The sequence below is a fragment of the Betaproteobacteria bacterium genome (genome assembly GCA_016713305.1).
Taxonomy (GTDB): domain Bacteria; phylum Pseudomonadota; class Gammaproteobacteria; order Burkholderiales.
Genome location: JADJPK010000031.1, coordinates 541,738 through 559,721 on the forward strand (window position 1 = coordinate 541,738; position 17,984 = coordinate 559,721).

12 protein-coding genes are annotated in these 17,984 nt (G+C 64.4%); 10 read left to right on the top strand and 2 right to left on the bottom strand.

All coding sequences use genetic code 11. The features are described from left to right. The first annotated feature begins 12 nt into the window (after positions 1-12). The 5 genes from IPK20_24085 to IPK20_24105 all read left to right on the top strand — a co-directional run bounded on the left by IPK20_24085 (position 13) and on the right by IPK20_24105 (position 6,198). Positions 13-1,635, top strand: coding sequence for an AMP-binding protein (locus IPK20_24085; GenBank protein ID MBK8019455.1), 1,623 nt, complete (start codon positions 13-15; stop codon positions 1,633-1,635). Next, complete coding sequence (hslO, locus tag IPK20_24090; protein MBK8019456.1) at positions 1,632-2,501, top strand: Hsp33 family molecular chaperone HslO; 870 nt, start codon at positions 1,632-1,634, stop codon at positions 2,499-2,501. The genes IPK20_24085 and hslO overlap by 4 nt, the downstream gene beginning before the upstream one ends. A 675-nt stretch (positions 2,502-3,176) precedes the next feature. After that, positions 3,177-3,659 (top strand): RNA-binding S4 domain-containing protein, encoded by a 483-nt coding sequence (locus tag IPK20_24095; GenBank protein ID MBK8019457.1) that lies wholly within the window; start codon positions 3,177-3,179, stop codon positions 3,657-3,659. A gap of 150 nt (positions 3,660-3,809) precedes the next feature. Then, positions 3,810-4,988, top strand: coding sequence for an acetyl-CoA C-acetyltransferase (locus tag IPK20_24100; protein ID MBK8019458.1), 1,179 nt, complete (start codon positions 3,810-3,812; stop codon positions 4,986-4,988). 19 nt (positions 4,989-5,007) lie between these two features. Continuing rightward, positions 5,008-6,198, top strand: coding sequence for an acetyl-CoA C-acyltransferase family protein (locus tag IPK20_24105; GenBank protein MBK8019459.1), 1,191 nt, complete (start codon positions 5,008-5,010; stop codon positions 6,196-6,198). Between the two features lie 9 nt (positions 6,199-6,207). Here IPK20_24105 and IPK20_24110 read toward each other — a convergent pair whose 3' ends face one another. Beyond that, positions 6,208-8,715, bottom strand: coding sequence for an EAL domain-containing protein (locus IPK20_24110; protein MBK8019460.1), 2,508 nt, complete (start codon positions 8,713-8,715; stop codon positions 6,208-6,210). Between the two features lie 127 nt (positions 8,716-8,842). On the opposite strand from IPK20_24110, the gene pgi reads away from it, so the two are divergent. Together pgi and IPK20_24120 are read left to right on the top strand one after the other, a co-directional pair. Continuing rightward, the gene (gene pgi, locus IPK20_24115; GenBank protein MBK8019461.1) at positions 8,843-10,504 is read left to right on the top strand and encodes a glucose-6-phosphate isomerase; all 1,662 of its coding nucleotides are present in this window, start codon (positions 8,843-8,845) and stop codon (positions 10,502-10,504) included. A gap of 139 nt (positions 10,505-10,643) precedes the next feature. Further along, positions 10,644-10,961: an Hpt domain-containing protein gene (locus IPK20_24120; GenBank protein MBK8019462.1), complete on the top strand. Its 318-nt coding sequence runs from the start codon at positions 10,644-10,646 to the stop codon at positions 10,959-10,961. Positions 10,962-10,974: 13 nt separating this feature from the next. Here the strand turns inward: IPK20_24120 and orn are convergent, their stop codons facing one another. Continuing rightward, the gene (orn, locus tag IPK20_24125; GenBank protein MBK8019463.1) at positions 10,975-11,520 is read right to left on the bottom strand and encodes an oligoribonuclease; all 546 of its coding nucleotides are present in this window, start codon (positions 11,518-11,520) and stop codon (positions 10,975-10,977) included. A gap of 70 nt (positions 11,521-11,590) precedes the next feature. Between orn and IPK20_24130 the strand changes: the two genes are divergently transcribed. The 3 genes from IPK20_24130 (at position 11,591) to aroG (ending at position 17,979) form a co-directional block, all read left to right on the top strand. After that, positions 11,591-12,850: a M48 family metallopeptidase gene (locus IPK20_24130; protein ID MBK8019464.1), complete on the top strand. Its 1,260-nt coding sequence runs from the start codon at positions 11,591-11,593 to the stop codon at positions 12,848-12,850. A gap of 333 nt (positions 12,851-13,183) precedes the next feature. Then, positions 13,184-16,825, top strand: coding sequence for a DUF1631 family protein (locus IPK20_24135; GenBank protein ID MBK8019465.1), 3,642 nt, complete (start codon positions 13,184-13,186; stop codon positions 16,823-16,825). Between the two features lie 77 nt (positions 16,826-16,902). Next, complete coding sequence (gene aroG, locus IPK20_24140) at positions 16,903-17,979, top strand: 3-deoxy-7-phosphoheptulonate synthase AroG (protein MBK8019466.1); 1,077 nt, start codon at positions 16,903-16,905, stop codon at positions 17,977-17,979. The last annotated feature ends 5 nt before the right edge of the window (positions 17,980-17,984 follow it).

The window sequence follows — 17,984 nt, forward strand, 5'->3', positions numbered from 1 at the left end:
TTGGACGAAGGCATGCTCCTGCCTCGGGACGCATCGGACTACACCTCGCTGACCGAGCAGTTCCGTTGGGACGTCCCCGCGCGTTTCAACATCGGAGTGGCCGTGTGCGGACGTCACGCGATGGAACGTGAGCGCTTCGCCCTGTACTTCGAGGACGAGAGCGGCGACGCCCGCGCTTATACGTTCTGGGACATCCAGCGCGAAGCCAATCGTCTGAGCAATGCGCTCCGCGCATTGGGCGTGGGGCGCGGCGATCGCGTAGGCCTCCTCTTGCCCCAGCGGCCTGAAACGGCGATCGCGCACGTGGCGTGCTATCAGATGGGCGCGGTCACACTGCCTCTATCACATCTGTTCGGCCCAGATGCTGTGGGCTATCGCCTTGAGGATGCGCAAGCGTGTGTGGCGATCGTCGATCCCGAGACATTGCCTGCCCTGGACGCAGCCCGTGATGGCCTGACGAATCTCCGGCATGTGATCGGTGTGGGTGGCGCCCGGGGGACCGATATCCTCCCTTGGGAGGATCTGCTTGCCAAGGCAAGTGTCCACCACCATCCCGCAGAGACTTCGGCCAGCGATCCCGCGGTGATCATCTACACCAGCGGCACGACGGGCTCTCCGAAAGGAGCCGTGATACCCCATCGGGCGCTCATCGGAAACCTTCCGGGCTTCTGCTGTTCACACGATTTCTTTCCGGAAAGGGGCGACATGTTCTGGTCGCCGGCCGATTGGGCCTGGACCGGAGGCCTGTTCGATGCGCTGTTGCCCACCTGGTTCTTCGGCATGCCTCAGCTCGCGTATCGGGGACGCTTCGATCCCGAGAAAGCCTGCTGGCTCATGGAACGCTATGGCGTGCGCAATGCTTTTCTCTTCCCGACGGCGCTGAAGATGATGATGAAGCACATCGAGTCGCCGAGGGACAGGTTCGACATCCGGTTGCGGACCATGATGAGCGGCGGCGAGGCCGTCGGCGAGACGGTGATGCAGTGGACGAAGGAGCAGTTCGGAGTGACGATCAACGAGATCTTCGGCCAGACGGAGATGAATTACGTGATCGGCGGTTTTGCCCGGTTGTTTCCTCCGAAGCCGGGTGCGGTCGGTCGTCCGTATCCCGGACACCGTATTGCCCTGCTAGACGACGGCGGCAACATCCTGCCGGATGGCGAACTGGGCGAGATATGCGTGCACCGCGAGAACGATCCCGTGATGTTTCTCGAGTACCTCAACCGCCCGGAGGACACGGCGGCAAAGTACCAAGGCCCTTGGGCGCGAACCGGCGATCTCGCGGTACGCGACGAAGAAGGTTACTACTGGTACCGAGGCAGGACGGACGATGTGATCAAGAGCGCGGGCTACCGCATCGGCCCGGCGGAGATCGAGAACTGCCTGTTGAGGCACGCTGCTGTTGCCAACGTCGCCGTGATCGGAACGGAGGATGCGACTCGGGGACAGATCATCAAGGCGGTCATCGTGCCCTCCCCTGGCGTTTCGCCCTCGCCTGAACTGGAGCGAGAACTGCAGGAACACGTTCGGGGAAGGCTCGCGCCATATCAATGCCCCAAGGCTTTCGAGTTCGTTTCGAGCCTGCCCATGACCACCACCGGCAAGATCCAGCGGCGCTTCCTTCGCACTCCATGACCGATTCCCTGCAACGTTTCCTGTTCGAGAACACGCCCATTCGCGGGCATCTCGTGCACCTGGATGCCACCTGGCGGGCGGTACTCGAACGCCACGAATATCCCGAACCCTTGCGGTCGATCCTCGGGGAACTGATGGCCGCAGGCGCCCTGCTCTCGGCAACACTCAAGTTCGACGGATCGCTCATCATGCAGATGCAGGGCGACGGGGTGGTCAAGCTGGTGGTCGTGGAAGTGACCAGCGAAGGCACGATGCGGTCCACGGCAAACTGGGAAGGGGAGATTCCCGTCGCACCACTCAAGACACTCCTTGGGTCAGGCAGATTCGTGATCACGCTGGTCCCACGTGATGGACAACAGTCCTATCAAGGCGTGGTGGCGCTGGAAGGCGAATCGGTCGCCGCGGTGCTGGAGCATTACATGAGTTCCTCGGAACAACTCGAGACACACATGTGGCTTGCCTGCGACGATCGTCAGGCAGCCGGCATGCTCCTTCAGAAATTGCCGTCGGGAGAATCGGACGACGCGGACGCGTGGAATCGCGTGTCCCATCTCGGTTCTACGGTGTCGGCCGAGGAACTGCTGCGCCTGCCGGCCAGAGAAATCCTGAGGCGCCTCTTCCACGAGGAAGACGTGCGGGTCTTCGAGGCGACCCCTCTGTCCTTCCGGTGTTCATGCTCGCGCGAGCGGGTCACCGGCATGCTCAGATTGCTCGGCCCCGAAGAGGTCCGTTCCATCGTGACCGAGCAAGGCAAGATCGAAGTGACGTGCGAGTTCTGCCGCCGGCGGTATGTTCTGGATAGCGTTGATGCCGAGCAGGTATTTGCCACGGACATCCAGACCCAGGCGGGATCCACCCGTCACTGAGACAGTGCGAGACCGACGTGGGGACGCCCCATTCCGACGATCGGATCAGACTGGGGGGGGGGGGCGGGGCGGGGGGGCCGCCCTGGGGCCGATGCAGACGGAGTGATTCTGACGAACGCATCAGATTGGCAAGTGGCTATGGGCGGGCGCGACGGACACGGCGGCCGCTTGCGGCTTGGGGCGGGGAGTCGCGCGTGAGGGCCGCCCCTCGGGGCCGATGCAGACGTGAGTGATTCAGACGAACGCATCAGATTGGACAAGTGGCTATGGGCGGGCGCGACGGACACGGCGGCCGCTTGCGGCTTGGGGCGGGGAGTCGCGCATGGGGGCCGCCCCTCGGGGCCGATGCAGACGTGAGTGATTCGGACGAACGCATCAGATTGGACAAGTGGCTATGGGCGGGCGGGACGTACACGGCGCGCGCGTGCGGCATGGGGCGGGAGTCGCGCGTGGGGGCCGCCCCTCGGGGCCGATGCAGACGTGAGTGATTCGGACGAACGCATCAGATTGGGGGGCGGGGCAAGGGATAGAGAACCACAGAGGTGGCTATGGGCGGGCGCGACGGACACGGCGGCCGCTTGCGGCCAGGGCGGGGAGTCGCGCGTGGGGGCCGCCCCTCGGGGCCGATGCAGACGTGAGTGATTCAGACGAACGCATCAGATTGGACAAGTGGCTATGGGCGGGCGCGACGGACACGGCGGCCGCTTGCGGCTTGGGGCGGGGAGTCGCGCGTGGGGGCCGCCCCTCGGGGCCGATGCAGACGTGAGTGATTCGGACGAACGCATCAGATTGGACAAGTGGCTATGGGCGGCCCGCTTCTTCAAGACCCGCTCGCTGGCCACGGAGGCCGTCGATGGCGGCAAGGTCCAAGTGAACGGAGAACGGGTGAAGCCGGCACGTGCCGTCCGGGTCGGCGATCAGATGTCGGTCCGGATCGGACCCTACATCTGGGGAATCGTCGTTCGCGGCTTGTCCGATCGACGCGGCCCCGCTCCTGAAGCGCAGAGGCTCTACGAGGAAACACACGCCAGCCTGACCGAGCGCCTGGCGACTGCGGATCGGATCCGCGCCGCCCGCCCCATGAACCCCTTGCAGAAGGGCCGCCCGACCAAGAAAGACCGCCGGGAATTGGACCGGCTACACGACCCGGACGACTGACGGGGGCCCCCGTCCATACACCTGACGCGCCTATGCTGTACCGCACAACCCGTCTCGACATTCCCTGCCGGGCGCGCGTAGACTTTCGCTCTTGCAGTGCACAACCAGGCGCCCGCCCCGCCTCGCGCCGATGCATAGGAGAAGGCAGTCATGGATGAGATCGTAATCGTCGGCGCTGTCCGGACGGCGGTCGGAAAGTTCGGCGGCTCACTGGCCAGGACGGCAGCGCCGCAGCTGGGTGCAGCGGTGATCAAGGCTCTGCTGGAGCGGACCGGTGTCAAGCCCGAGATGGTGAGCGAAGTGCTGCTGGGCCAGGTGCTCACCGCCGCTTCGGGCCAGAACCCTGCGCGTCAGGCAGCTCTTGCCGCGGGGCTGCCCGACATGGTGCCTGCCATGACCATCAACAAGGTGTGCGGATCGGGACTCAAGGCAACCCACCTGGCAGCCCAGGCGATCAAGGCCGGGGATGCGGAAATCGTCATCGCGGGGGGGCAGGAGAACATGAGCCTGTCTCCGCACGTGCTGCTGAATTCCCGCGATGGATTCCGCATGGGGGACACCAAGCTCGTGGATTCCATGATCGTCGACGGGCTGTGGGACGTCTACAACCAGTACCACATGGGCATCACGGCGGAGAACGTCGCCCGGAAGTGGGGAGTCAGCCGCCAGGAGCAGGACGAATTCGCCGCGGTTTCGCAGCAGAAGGCGGAAGCTGCACAGAAGGCAGGCAAGTTCAAGGACGAGATCGTCGGCATCGAACTGCCTCAGCGCAAGGGGCCTCCAGTCATCTTCGACGCGGACGAGTATCCCAAACACGGAACGACGGTCGACACCCTCGCCGGATTGCGGCCCGCCTTCGACAAGGAAGGTTCGGTGACGGCAGGTAACGCCTCGGGAATCAACGACGGTGCGGCAGCCGTGATGATGATGTCGGCTCGCAAGGCCGAATCGCTGGGGCTGAAGCCCCTCGCGCGGGTTCGCGCGTATTCGTCGGCTGGCGTGGATCCGAAGTTCATGGGAATGGGCCCGGTTCCCGCCTCCAGGCTTTGTCTGTCCAAGGCAGGCTGGACACCGCAGGACCTCCACCTCATGGAGATCAACGAAGCGTTTGCCGCCCAGGCCATCGCGGTCAATCGCGACATGGAATGGGACACGTCCAAGGTCAACGTGAACGGAGGCGCCATCGCCATCGGCCATCCCATCGGAGCGAGCGGTTGCCGCATTCTCGTGACCCTGCTCCACGAGATGATCCGGCGAGATGCCCGCAAGGGCCTGGCCAGTCTGTGTATCGGCGGCGGCATGGGCGTGGCCCTGGCCGTCGAGCGTTGAATCGCGGGAGAGGGCGGACATGAGCAATGCGCGTGAAGTGGTCGTCGTGAGCGGCGTGCGAACGGCAATCGGCGATTTCGGCGGGGCCTTGAAGGATCTCTCGCCCACGGAACTGGGCGCCCGGGTGACCCGCGAGGCAATCAGCCGTGCAGGGATCGAAGCGGCAGAGATTGGCCACGTGGTATTCGGCAACGTGATCCAGACCGAGCCCAAGGACATGTACCTCTCCCGGGTCTGCGCGATGAATGGCGGCATTCCTCAGGAAACGCCGGCAATGACCCTCAACCGCCTGTGCGGCAGCGGCCTGCAGGCGATTGTCAGCGCCGCCCAGAGCATCATGCTCGGCGATGCCGACATCGCCCTCGCGGGTGGAGCCGAGAGCATGAGCCGGTCCAACTACGTGATGCCCGCTGCCCGCTGGGGCCAGCGCATGGGCGACGAGCCTCTGATCGACTGGATGACGGGGGCCTTGTCCGATCCGTTCGACAAGGAGCACATGGGCGTGACCGCGGAGAGAATTGCCGAGCGATGGAGCCTCTCGCGCGAGTTGCAGGACGAGTACGCGCTCGAGAGCCACCGCCGGGCCGCGGCTGCCATCGCCGCCGGTCATTTCAAGTCGCAGATCCTGCCCGTCGAGCTCAAGGGCAAGAAGGGTACGGTGATCTTCGACACGGACGAGCACGTGCGTCCCGATGTCCAGCTCGGTGACATGACCAAGTTGCGAGCCGTGTTCCAGAAGGACGGCACGGTGACAGCCGGCAACGCGTCCGGCCTCAACGATGCCGCAGCCGCAGTCGTGCTGATGGAACGGGGCATCGCAGAGAAGAAAGGGCTGAAGCCGCTCGCGCGGCTGGTCTCCTATGGTCACGCGGGCGTGGATCCGAAGATCATGGGTATCGGTCCGGTTCCCGCAGTCAGCAACGCCATGCGAAAGGCGGGTCTTACCGTGGCGCAGATGGACGTGATCGAATCCAACGAGGCGTTCGCGGCACAGGCATGCGCAGTCGCGCGGGATCTCGGCTTCGACTCCAGGAAGACCAATCCCAACGGCGGCGCGATCGCCCTCGGTCACCCCATCGGGGCAACGGGTTGCATCATCACGTTGAAGGCCTTGTACGAACTGCAGCGCACGGGTGGACGCTATGGTCTCGTCACCATGTGCATCGGGGGCGGGCAGGGTATCGCCGCCATCTTCGAACGCGCCGTCTGACCGACTGGATCACATGCCCAGCGAAAGCTGGGCCGGACCCCGAACCGAATGCAGCCAGGTGGGGACCATGTCGGGGGGCATGGGCCTCGCCAACAGGAATCCCTGGCCTTCGTCGCAACCGTGACGCCGCAGGAATTCCAGTTGTTCCTGCGTCTCGATTCCCTCGGCCAGCGTGCGCAGTCCAAGGGTTTTCGCCAGACCGATGATGGCCACCGCAATGGCGGCGTCCTCGGGATCCTCGTCGATTCCCTGCACGAAAGTACGATCGATCTTGAGCGTGTCCAGGGGAAGACGCCGCAGGTACGCAAGCGACGAATAGCCGGTGCCAAAATCGTCCACGGCAAGACGGACTCCCCGTTTGCGCAACTCCGATAGCGTGGTGCGCGCGGTTTCCGCATCGCTCATGATGGCGCTCTCGGTGACTTCCAGTTCGAGCAGGCGGCTGTTCACGCCCAGTTCCTCCAGCGCGGACATCACGCCGGCCGCGACGCCTCCCTGACGAAACTGCACAGCGGAGATGTTGGTGGACACGGGCACGAGCGGCACCTCCTGCAGCGTCCACTCCTTGAGGTGTCTGCAGACCCTGCGAATGCACCAGTTGCCCAGTTCCACAATGAGTCCCGAATCCTCAGCGACGGGGATGAATCTTTCGGGCGGAGTGAACCCGCCGCCACCATCCGGCCACCGCAGGAGCGCCTCGAGTCCAGCCACGGCCCGCGTGGCGAGATCGAAGCGCGGCTGGAACCACAGCTGCAGTTCGCCCCCGTGCAACGCGCCCCTCAATCGTGACTCGATCTCGGCCCGCTCGAGCACCCGGGCGTTGATTTCCTGGGTGAAGAACTGGAAGTTGTTCCGGCCGAGCGACTTGGCGTGATACATCGCGGCGTCCGCATTCTTGAGCAGCGTCGGAAAGTCCGCTCCGTCGTCGGGATAGATCGCAATGCCCACGGAAGGCGTCACGTTGAGCGCCAGCCCCTGGAAGACAAAAGGCTCCGCCACGACTTCCAGCACCTTGCGGCAAACGGCGGCCGCCTGTTCGGGAGCATCCAGATCCTGGAGCAGCACGACGAACTCGTCGCCGCCTTGCCGGCTCACGGTATCGGCTGCGCGTATGCAGCCCGTCAACCTGCGTGCAACCTGCTTCAGCAGCGCATCGCCGACCTCGTGCCCCAGCGAGTCATTGATGATCTTGAACCGGTCGAGGTCGAGAAACATCACTGCCAGCCGGTTGCCGCTCCGCTGCGCCAGGGGGATGGCCTGCTTGAGCCTGTCCTCCAGCAGGGCACGATTGGGCAACCCGGTGAGGAAATCGTGTTGAGCGAGATGCCGGATGCGATCGTCCTGCGCCTTGCGTTCCGAGATGTCCTCGAACGCAAGGAGACAGTGAGTTGGCGTGCCGTCCACAGCCCGCACCACGTTCGCCCGCAACCGCGCGGGAAACACCAGTTCGTCTCGGCGTCTCAACCAGACCTCGCCTTCCCAACCCGCATCGCGGTGCGCGTGTTCCCACAGCGATTCCACGAACGCCTGATCGTGACGCGCCCCGTCGAATACGGGCAGCGGCGTTCCCTTCACCTCGTCGGCACGAAAGCCCGTGATGGCGGTGAACGCGCGGTTCGCGGAAAGAACGGCACCCGAGTCATCCAGGATCATCACGGCCTCCCGGGTGCCTTCGAATACCTTCGCAGCGAGCATGAGTTCCTGCTCCGCGAGCTTGCGGTCGGTGATGTCCAGCATCACCCCGTTGTAGACGATCTCCTCTGCCGTCACGCGGGAGGGCCGCGCAATACCCTGCCACCAGCGGACAGTGCCATCCGGATAGAGCAGCCGGCCCTCGAAGTTCCACACGGACGAACGGCGATTGGCCTGTTCGATGGAGGCCACCCACCGCGGCCGGTCATCCGGGTGGATATAGTCGGCAATGCTGCTGATGGCATTGCGGTCGATGTGGAAGATCTCCTCCAGCCGCGGACTCACCCAGAGAAAGCCGCGGCTGCCATCCGCCCGCTCGACCCACTGATAGATCACGCCCGGAACGTTGGCGGCCAGATCGCGGAATCGTCGCTCGCTTTCCAGCAGCAGCGTGTGGGCCCGCTTGGTCTCGGTAATGTCCTGCGCGATGAGCGCTGCGCCGGCGATCGTTCCGTCGCGGTCGCGCAAGGGAGCGAACATCATCGAATACAGGCTGCGGGCAAGCGAGGCGTCTCCCAGTTCCGCCTCGACGGTGAACGACTCTCCACCGGCCGCCCGCCTGATCAGGCCGTGGAGACGATCCCATTCCTGCGGCAGTTCGGCCAGGTATTCGTCCAGTCGGGACAGGGGTTCCAGTGGACGGCCGTACAACCTGGCGAACTCGTCCCTGCATGTCGCATTGCAGGACATCACCACGCCCTCGGCGGTGAATGCCGCCATGGGCTGGGCAATGGCATCGAGAAACGCATCCAGCAGTTCCACGGACGGCGGGGAAGCCGTCCCGGCCTTGCCGTGCGAATGCGGATTGATGGAGGGCTCTGTCATGACTCGATCCGGGGAGCGGCGATTCTAGCGGCGATGTGACAACGGTGCGACATCCGGGGCAAAGCGGTTCCGCTGGCCCATCGCGGGACCGTTAGAATCCGTGCGTGGCCTCCGTTCTCCATCTCCCATGAGCACATTGACGAAATCTCCGGCATGGCAAGCGCTGGAACGGCATCGCGACCGGCTGGCAACGACGACACTGAGGCAATTGTTTGCCGATGAGAACGATCGGTTCGAGCGCTTCAGCCTCCGAGCCGGTCCCTTGCTGCTGGACTGCTCCAAGAACTGGATGACTGCCGAGACGCTGGATCTGCTGGTGTCACTGGCGCGGCAGCAGCAGCTGCCGTCATGGATCGAGCGCCTGTTCTCGGGATATCACGTCAATCACACCGAAGGCCGGGCGGCCTTGCACATGGCGCTGAGGAACCGGTCGGAGCGGCCCATGTCTGTCGACGGGAAGGACGTGATGCCCGCCGTGCGCGATGTTCTCGGGCGCATGCGCCGTTTCTCGGCGGGCGTTCGCGAAGGCAGACTGCGCGGAGCCACGGGAAAGGCGTTCAGGACCGTGGTGAACATCGGCATCGGCGGTTCGGATCTGGGCCCTTGCATGGTGTGCGAAGCGTTGCGGGCCTATGCGGCGGATGCACCGGATGTCCGTTTCGTTTCCAACGTGGACGACTCCCATCTGATGGAAGCGCTGCGAGGTGCAAGTCCTGAAGAGACGCTGTTCATCGTGTCGTCCAAGACCTTCACGACCCAGGAGACCATGGCCAACGCCGAATCCGCACGGCAGTGGCTCACCGGTGCGCTGGGGAACGATGCGGTCGGCCTGCACTTCGCCGCCGTCAGTACCAATGTCCCGGGCACCACGGCCTTCGGCATTTCGCCGGACCGCGTCTTCGAGTTCTGGGACTGGGTCGGCGGACGCTATTCCCTGTGGTCTGCCATTGGCCTGCCTGTCGCCATGGCGGTGGGAATGGATCGGTTCGAGGAGCTCCTCGCGGGAGCCCACGCCATGGACGAGCATTTCCGGACGACGTCACTGCATGCGAATGCCCCGGTGATGCTCGGTCTGCTCGATGTGTGGTACGCGGACTTTCACGGATGCGGCACGCGGGCGGTGCTGCCCTATTCCCAGTACCTGCACAGGCTCCCGGCCTATCTCCAGCAGCTGGACATGGAAAGCAACGGCAAGCAGATCGACCGCGAAGGCAACCGTGTCGATCACCCGACCGGCGCCATCGTCTGGGGAGAACCCGGCACGAACGGCCAGCACGCGTTCTTCCAGCTTCTCCACCAGGGCACGCAAATCGTGCCGTGCGATTTCATCGTGGCCGCCGTGGGCGCGCACGAGTCGGGCAGGCACCACGAGATGCTGCTGGCAAACTGTCTGGCCCAGACGCAGGCGTTGGCCTTCGGCAAGTCCGGCGACGAAGCCCAGGACGAGATGCTCGCTGCCGGAATGCCGGCCGAGCGAGCCTCGTTCCTTTCGCCGTATCGCTCGTTTCCCGGCAATCGCCCCAGTACGACGATCCTGCTGGAACGGCTGGACCCGTACGCGCTCGGTGCCCTGATTGCGCTCTACGAGCACAGAGTGTTCGTGCAGAGCGTGCTATGGAACATCAATGCCTTCGATCAATGGGGAGTCGAGCTGGGCAAGCAGCTCGCGGGCAACCTGCTGCCGCGCATCTCAGGGAGAGACGCAGACGAGGGACTCGATGGTTCCACGGCCGGGCTGCTCCATGCGATCAGGAAGATCCGTTCAAGTCGGGGTCCGGCAAGCCGTTAACGACTTGGATCAACCGAGGAAGCACCCCATGATTTCCCCCATGCCATCACCGTCCCTTGAGACTCTTGCGCACTCTTCACCAGGGATAGGGGCACCGCATTCCGGAGTACGTCTGTTCGGTCGTGAGGAAGCCCTGGACATGATCGGCGGGGACGAGGAACTCCTTCACGACGTGGTCACCATCGCGCTGGAAGAACTGAGCCGGCAGCTTGCCGCACTTCGTGACGCTCTCGCGGCCGGAGATGCTCCCACGGCCCGGCGCCACGCCCACACGATGAAGGGCACCGTGGCCACGCTCGGAGCGGGCGCCGTCCGCGAGAAGGCGCTCGAAGTGGAACATGCCGCACGGGACGCGGACCTGCCTTCGGCACGCGTGGGGCTCGAAGCGCTGGAACCCCTCGTGGGGAGACTTCTGGAAGAACTCCGCCGCTATCAGGCAGGGGCCCATCCCGCCTGAATCGAGGCGCCGCTCACAGCCGGATGAAGTTCTCCCGGTAGTACTTCAGCTCCTCGATCGATTCGTAGATGTCGGCGAGCGCTTCGTGCTTGCCCCGCTTGGAAAACCCGCCCATGAGTTCGGGCTTCCACCGCTTGGCCAATTCCTTGAGCGTGCTGACGTCCAGATTGCGATAGTGGAAGTAGGTTTCCAGACCGGGCATGTAGCGCGCGAGGAAGCGGCGATCCTGACAGATGGAGTTTCCGCACATGGGTGAGACGGCCCCGGGAACATGCTCCCGCAGGAATGCCAGCATCTGCGCCTCGGCATCGGCTTCGCTCAACGTCGACTGACGGACACGCTCGGTCAGTCCTGACCGGCCGTGCGTCGCGCGATTCCAAGAGTCCATGCCGTCGAGCACGGCCGCTTCCTGATGAACCACCAGAACCGGACTTTCCGCGACGATGTCCAAGCGGGAGTCCGTCACAACGGTCGCGAGTTCGAGGATCCGGTCGCTGTCGGGGCTGAGGCCGCTCATTTCCATATCGATCCAGATCAGCCGGTTTGCATCCTGTGCCATAATATTTCTCGGAAATTCAAGCGTATAAGTTTGTCATAACGGTACCCACCACAGCAACTTGATCCCTCTGATGACTCCTTTCGGTCTGCTCTTCCTTCTGCTTCTCCTGGCCGGCACAGGTCTTCGCCTGTGGCTTTCGTGGCGGCACATTGCCCATGTCCGCGCGAATCGTTCGCAGGTGCCCGAACCCTTTGCCCCGCAGATCGATCTGGGCGCGCACCAGAAGGCTGCCGACTATTCCGTGGCAAAGAGCCGGCTCAATTCCGTGGGGCTCGTCGTTGACGCCGTCGTGTTGCTGGCATTCACGCTGGGAGGCGGTTTCAATGCCCTGAACGACATCGCGCAGAGGATGTTCGAAAGTGCAATCGCTTCGGGCGTCGTCTTCATCGCGGCGGTGGGCATCGTGACTTCGCTGGTCGAGCTGCCATTCAACATCTACCGCGTCTTCGTGCTGGAGGCGAGGTTCGGATTCAACAAGATGACTCCGGGAATGTTCATTGGCGACCTGTTCAAGCAGACGCTGGTGGCCGTCGTGTTGGGACTTCCGCTGGTTCTCGCCGTGCTTTGGCTCATGCAAGCCATGGGATCGCTCTGGTGGCTCTGGGTCTGGGGCGTATGGGTGGGGTTCAGCGTCGTGATGCTCGCGGTGTACCCGACGTTCATCGCTCCGCTGTTCAACAAGTTCTCTCCCATGGAGGACGGCGACTTGCGCCGCAGGATCGAGGCGTTGCTGCAGAAGTGCGGTTTTCGTTCGCAGGGGCTGTTCGTCATGGACGGTTCCCGCAGATCGAGCCATGGCAACGCCTATTTCACAGGGTTCGGCAAGGCGAAGCGGATCGTATTCTTCGACACGCTGCTCAGTCGCCTGGATCCGGGCGAGATCGAAGCGGTACTGGCTCACGAGCTGGGCCATTTCAAGTTGAACCACGTGTTCCGGCGGATGGCCTGGACCTTTGCCGGGGGCCTGGCTTTTCTGTGGGCGCTTGGCATGCTGCGCAATGCGGCCTGGTTCTTCGATGGGGTCCATGCGCCGTTTCCTGCCTCCGATGCGGTGGCTCTCGTGGTTTTCTTCATGGTGGTACCGGTGTTCACCTTCCCGTTCCGCCCATTGATCGCCATGTACTCCCGCAAGCACGAGTTCGAGGCGGATGCCTATGCGGCGCGCAATGCATCGCCCGCAGATCTGGCACAGGCCCTGGTCAAGCTGTACAAGGACAACGCATCGACACTCACGCCAGACCCTCTGCACTCGGCTTTCTATGATTCCCATCCGCCCGCAAGCGCGCGGATTGCCCGGCTCAGGCATTTCTCCGGGGCCTCGGCGAGCTAAAGTTTCTGCCTGCAGCGCAGATATAGGATCAGGATGAGGTGGAATTCGGGTTCCGAGAGGGCGGCAGGGGAATTCTCGCTCGCTCGTGCCTTTCCCCGGATGGCAGGAGACATGCGCCGGCGTGGATGCGGGCAGGAGTCGTGCTATCTTTCGACTACACATATCAGGATAACGAAGAGTGCGACAGGGTGCCGTTCCCGGTCAATCTAACGGACTCGATCGCGTGAAGCTGGATCGCGAACCTGAAACCGCCGCGGGCATTCCGGCCATCACCGGCCAGGGCGTCCTGTCACGCTCATGCGGCACCGCGCTTCCCGAGACGCGTCGGCCAACATGACTACCTCGGGGTCGAACATCGTCAGTTTTCCTTCCTCCCGCAGTGACGCTCCGGACGAGCCGCCGCCCGACAGCCTGATGGGGCAGATCCGCTCGATCTCCCTCGAGAAGATCTGCGCAGGCGCCTCCACCGGCTTCGACAAGCTGATCGACGAGATCTACGACCTCGCGGAGCATGCGCTCGACCGCGACACGCGCGACTTCTATCTCAAGGCGAAGGAGGAATGGCCGCGGCAGCGCAAGGCCATCGAGACGGAGCTTCGGAACAACCTCGTCAAGCGTTTCGTTCCTGCCACGAGCGGCAAGTCCGGCACGGGCGCGCAGTTCGCGGAGGTGAAGTCGAGCTGGAGCGAGTTGTCCCTGGTCGACGACGGCGTGCTCGAGGAAGACATGCGGTTCACCGAGATCGCGAACCGCATCCGCAACGGCGCGGACGAGGAACTGGCAGCGTTGGATCAGCGCATTGCCATCGTGCTCGACCGGCCGGAGATGGACAGCAACGACAATCCGCTCGCCCCGGGCGGCATTGCAGACGCATTCAAGAACGCCCTGTCCGCCGCCAATCTCGAGATCAAGATCAAGCTGCTGGTCATACGCGCGCTCGACGAGGGCACGCGGCCGGAAATCCTGAAGCTGTACAAGGAAGTCAACAACCTCCTCAAGGAAAAGGGCGTTCTGCCCACCGTGCGCTACGGCGCATCGAAGAAACCTCAGTCGGGTGCGGGTCCGACCACCGGCCCCCGGACGGAGGGGCCTCAGGTGGTCGGAAGCGTGACGCTTCCCATCGTGAGCGGCGGAAGCTCAGCAGGAGGCGCAGGTATCGTCACCGCCCAGATACCGCTCACCGCTGGTGGCGCCGGACACGCCGCGGGGTTGGCAGGCGCGGGAGCCGCGGGTATCGGCAGCCCGGGGACCGCCATTCCGGGCGCGAGTGTGTCGCTGTCGATCCCCACCGCGGGCGTCCCTGGTTCCGGGAGCGATGCGGCGACCGATCCTTTCGCGATGCTGCAGCAGCTGATGATGATGAACCTGGGAGCCGGACGCGGCGTGCCGGGGGCCGGAGCGATTCCCCCCGGCGCCTCCGCTGGCCTGCCCGGGGCCCCCGGCCAGGCCGGACCCTCCGCCGGATCTGCCGGCGCAGGGTATCCGGGCGGCTATTCCCCTGACGCCAGCGGCGCCTACCCCTCGATCAGCCCCAATTTTGCAGGGGTGCCGGGAGGACCGGGCGTTCCTGGTGCCGGAGGCATGGGTGGTGTGGGGGTGCCGGGGTATGGCGCTCCGGGACAGCCGGGGACCGGGGGAGCAGGTGGTGCCGGAACCCCAGGCTATGGAATCCCGGGACAACCTGGGCCGGGGATGGCTACGGGTGGGTATCCCGCGCACCCCGGCGGAGGCGGGGTCGGTGGCTACGGCGCGGGCGGTGGCGGACAGTTTCCCGGCACGGGAGGAATTGGAGGTGGTGCCGGAGGCGCGGGTGCGCCAGCGGGCGGTGTGCAGGGATTCGGAGCTCCGGGAACGCAGGGCGAGGCCACGGGCGGTATCGTGACGCCGGCGGGTTTTCCCCCCGTGCCTCCCGGCGGGACAGGGCTGCCGGCGGCTCCAGGCGAAATCACCTCGACGTTCGGGGCACTCGCCGGAATGCTTCCCGGCGGCCATGGCTCACCCGGTCAAAGTGCAAGGCTGACAACCTCCCATTCGTACGCGCCGGGCTATCCCGGAGCGGTAATGCCGCAGGGGGCAAGCCTCATCGGCTCCCTGACCCGGTTGCAGCAAGGGGATGTGGGAGCCCTGCCGGACGCGCCTCCGGATTTCGGCGCGTGGCTGGGCGGACAGGCCCCGTCCATGCTGACCGGCGAACTGCCTCCGCCGACACCGAACGTGCTGCGCGCGCTCAAGTCCACCAGCCTTGGACAGCAGATGGGGCAGATGGACACGGTGACGCTGGACATCGTCGCCATGCTGTTCGATCAGATATTCGGCGATGCCCGCATTGCGCCTGCGATGAAGGCACTCATCGGCCGGCTGCAGATTCCGATGCTGAAAGTCGCCGTCCTGGACAAGACCTTCTTTTCGCGGAAGGCACATCCGGCCCGGCACATGCTGGACACGCTGGGTGAACTGTCCATGGGGCTGGGCGAGGGATTCGCTCCCGGCACACCCCTGTATCAGCGCATCGAATCCACTCTGAGCTCGCTGGTGGAGCAGTTCGAGGAAGACTTCGGCGTCTTCGATCGCATCACCGCCGAGTTCGAGGCGATGATCTCCGAACTCAACCAGACGGCGGACGCCGCGGGAAAGAAGGAATCCAAGCGGATCCAGGACAAGGAACGTCTGGAAGTCGCCCGCCTGTTCGCCCAGAACGAACTGAAGCAGCACATCGAGGGGCAGACGCTCCCGCGCGCGATCCTCCGGTTCCTCTCCACCGAGTGGATGAAGCTTCTGATTCTCGCCTACGCGAAGGGCGGCCGGGAAAGCCGCGCTTGGCACAGTCTCGTCGAAACGCTGGACATCCTGGTATGGAGCCTCACGCCCAAGCACACGGTCGACGAGCGCAAGCGCATGGTGTCGATCCTGCCGGGACTGCTGAAGCGGCTTGCGAAGGGAATGGAAGTGATCGGAACGGACCGGCTGGTGCGTGAGCGCTTCAACGCCGTGCTGATGCGCTGCCATGCCCGCACGATCGCGGGGGCAGAGGCGACATCGCTGTTCCAGCGTTCGCCCGCGCCGCCCACCCGAACCGTCACCGGATCGATTCCCATCCCTCCGCAGTTGGCGGCCAGCGATTTGCGGTCGATCGGTCCGACGCCGTCCCCGGCGGCACCGTTGGATGCACGCACGGACGCTCCTCCGACCGAAGAAGCGCTGCCAGCGCCGATCGACATCACTATGGCGGAGGCGCATCCCGAGCAAGCCGGGCCCGTTCCGGAGCACCCCGCCGATCTGTCGATACCGCCCGCGGCGGAGTTGACTCGCGTCGAAGAAGTGCCAGCGCCCTCGGCGTTCGTCGGGGCCGATGGCGGCGATTCCATGATCGTGGAGGAGGTCGCGTTCGATTACCCGGGAGCTGCCCAGGTTCACGACATCACCGCGCCCATGAACGAAGGCGAACGCGCAGCCGAACCGGAACGGAATGTCGAGGCCACGACGTTGCCACCCACGGTGCAGCTCGTGGAGGCGTTGCCGCTGCAGGAAGAAATGTCCGCCGAGGCGGCGCCCGAGGTGTTCCCGGCGGTGAAGGTCCGCAATCCTTTCGGGGACGGCGAGATCGAGGTGGAGGAAGTGTCGTTCAACGATCTACCCGGTTTCGCCGGCGCCGGATCGAGCATGGCCGCACCCTTGCCCGCGCCTGCAGGCGACGAATTCTCGCAGCTGGCCGCAGGTCTCAAGGAAGGCGATTGGGTGGAAATCCAGCAGGATGGGAAGGAAATCGTCCAGGCCCGCCTGTCGTTCATCAGTCCCTATCGGAGCACGTTCGTCTTCAGCAACCGCAAAGGCCAGAAGGTGGCCGAGTACTCCTCGTATCAGGTCACGAGCTATCTCCGGAATGGGCGTCTCGCGATACTCGAGGACATTCCGCTGTTCGACCGCGCGTTCGGCAACCTGGTCAATATTCTCCGCAAGGGCGCCGAGGCCGCCTGACGAACGCTTGCCTCACGCCCTTGCGGCGGGTGCGGTTCTGTGGCTTCATTCCCGGCCGCCCATCCCCCGGATCGACCATGCAGCCCCGTACCGACGACTTGAGAATCCGCGAGATCAAGGAGCTCTCGCCGCCTTCGCACCTCTTGCGCGAATTGCCTTGCACCCCGGGCGCGGCCGAAACCGTGAGCGGCAGCCGCGAAGCCATTCATCGCTGCCTGCATGGCATGGATGATCGTCTGGTCGTGGTGATCGGGCCCTGCTCCATCCACGACACGTCAGCCGCCCTGGAGTACGCGGGAAAGCTCAAGGAAATCAGGACGACCCTTGCATCGGATCTCGAAATCGTCATGCGTGTCTATTTCGAGAAGCCGCGCACGACGGTCGGTTGGAAAGGACTGATCAACGATCCCGATCTGAACGGGAGCTTCCAGATCAACAGAGGCCTGCGGATCGCCCGCGAATTGTTGCTGGATATCGCAGAACTGGGTCTGCCCGCGGGCTGTGAGTATCTCGACATGATCACGCCCCAATACATTGCCGATCTGGTGTCGTGGGGGGCGATCGGCGCGAGAACCACCGAAAGCCAGGTCCACCGGGAACTCGCATCGGGGCTCTCCTGCCCGGTGGGCTTCAAGAACGGGACCGACGGCAACGTGCGCATCGCCGTCGACGCCATCAAGGCGGCGCAGCAACCTCATCACTTCCTGTCGGTGACGAAGGGGGGTCATTCCGCCATTGTCTCGACGAGCGGAAACGAAGACTGCCACGTCATCCTCCGCGGCGGGAAAGCCACCAACTACGACAGTGCGAGCGTGGAGGCTGCGTGCCAGGCACTGGCGCAAGGTGGGCTGGCCCCCCGTCTCATGATCGACGCGAGCCACGCGAACAGCCAGAAGAACCACGTGAACCAGTTGCTCGTGTGCGAAGACATCGGAAGACAGCTCGCCGCGGGCGAGATGCGCATCTTCGGCGTCATGGTCGAAAGCCATCTCGTGGCGGGCCGCCAGGATCTCGTCGCCGGGCAACCGCTCACCTATGGACAGAGCATCACCGACGCGTGCCTCTGCTGGGACGACAGTGTCCAGCTGCTGGAACGGCTCGCCTCCGCCGTGCGCCAACGTCGCCAGGTACAGGCAGACGCGGAGCGGGCCTGACCGTT

Bases quoted from the DNA above. Each gene is read 5' to 3' on its own strand.
- IPK20_24085 (MBK8019455.1), top strand. From the start codon at position 13: ATGCTCCTGCCTCGGGACGCATCGGACTACACCTCGCTGACCGAGCAG.
- hslO (MBK8019456.1), top strand. From the start codon at position 1,632: ATGACCGATTCCCTGCAACGTTTCCTGTTCGAGAACACGCCCATTCGC.
- IPK20_24095 (MBK8019457.1), top strand. From the start codon at position 3,177: ATGGGCGGGCGCGACGGACACGGCGGCCGCTTGCGGCTTGGGGCGGGG.
- IPK20_24100 (MBK8019458.1), top strand. From the start codon at position 3,810: ATGGATGAGATCGTAATCGTCGGCGCTGTCCGGACGGCGGTCGGAAAG.
- IPK20_24105 (MBK8019459.1), top strand. From the start codon at position 5,008: ATGAGCAATGCGCGTGAAGTGGTCGTCGTGAGCGGCGTGCGAACGGCA.
- IPK20_24110 (MBK8019460.1), bottom strand. From the start codon at position 8,715: ATGACAGAGCCCTCCATCAATCCGCATTCGCACGGCAAGGCCGGGACG.
- pgi (MBK8019461.1), top strand. From the start codon at position 8,843: ATGAGCACATTGACGAAATCTCCGGCATGGCAAGCGCTGGAACGGCAT.
- IPK20_24120 (MBK8019462.1), top strand. From the start codon at position 10,644: ATGATCGGCGGGGACGAGGAACTCCTTCACGACGTGGTCACCATCGCG.
- orn (MBK8019463.1), bottom strand. From the start codon at position 11,520: ATGGCACAGGATGCAAACCGGCTGATCTGGATCGATATGGAAATGAGC.
- IPK20_24130 (MBK8019464.1), top strand. From the start codon at position 11,591: ATGACTCCTTTCGGTCTGCTCTTCCTTCTGCTTCTCCTGGCCGGCACA.
- IPK20_24135 (MBK8019465.1), top strand. From the start codon at position 13,184: ATGACTACCTCGGGGTCGAACATCGTCAGTTTTCCTTCCTCCCGCAGT.
- aroG (MBK8019466.1), top strand. From the start codon at position 16,903: ATGCAGCCCCGTACCGACGACTTGAGAATCCGCGAGATCAAGGAGCTC.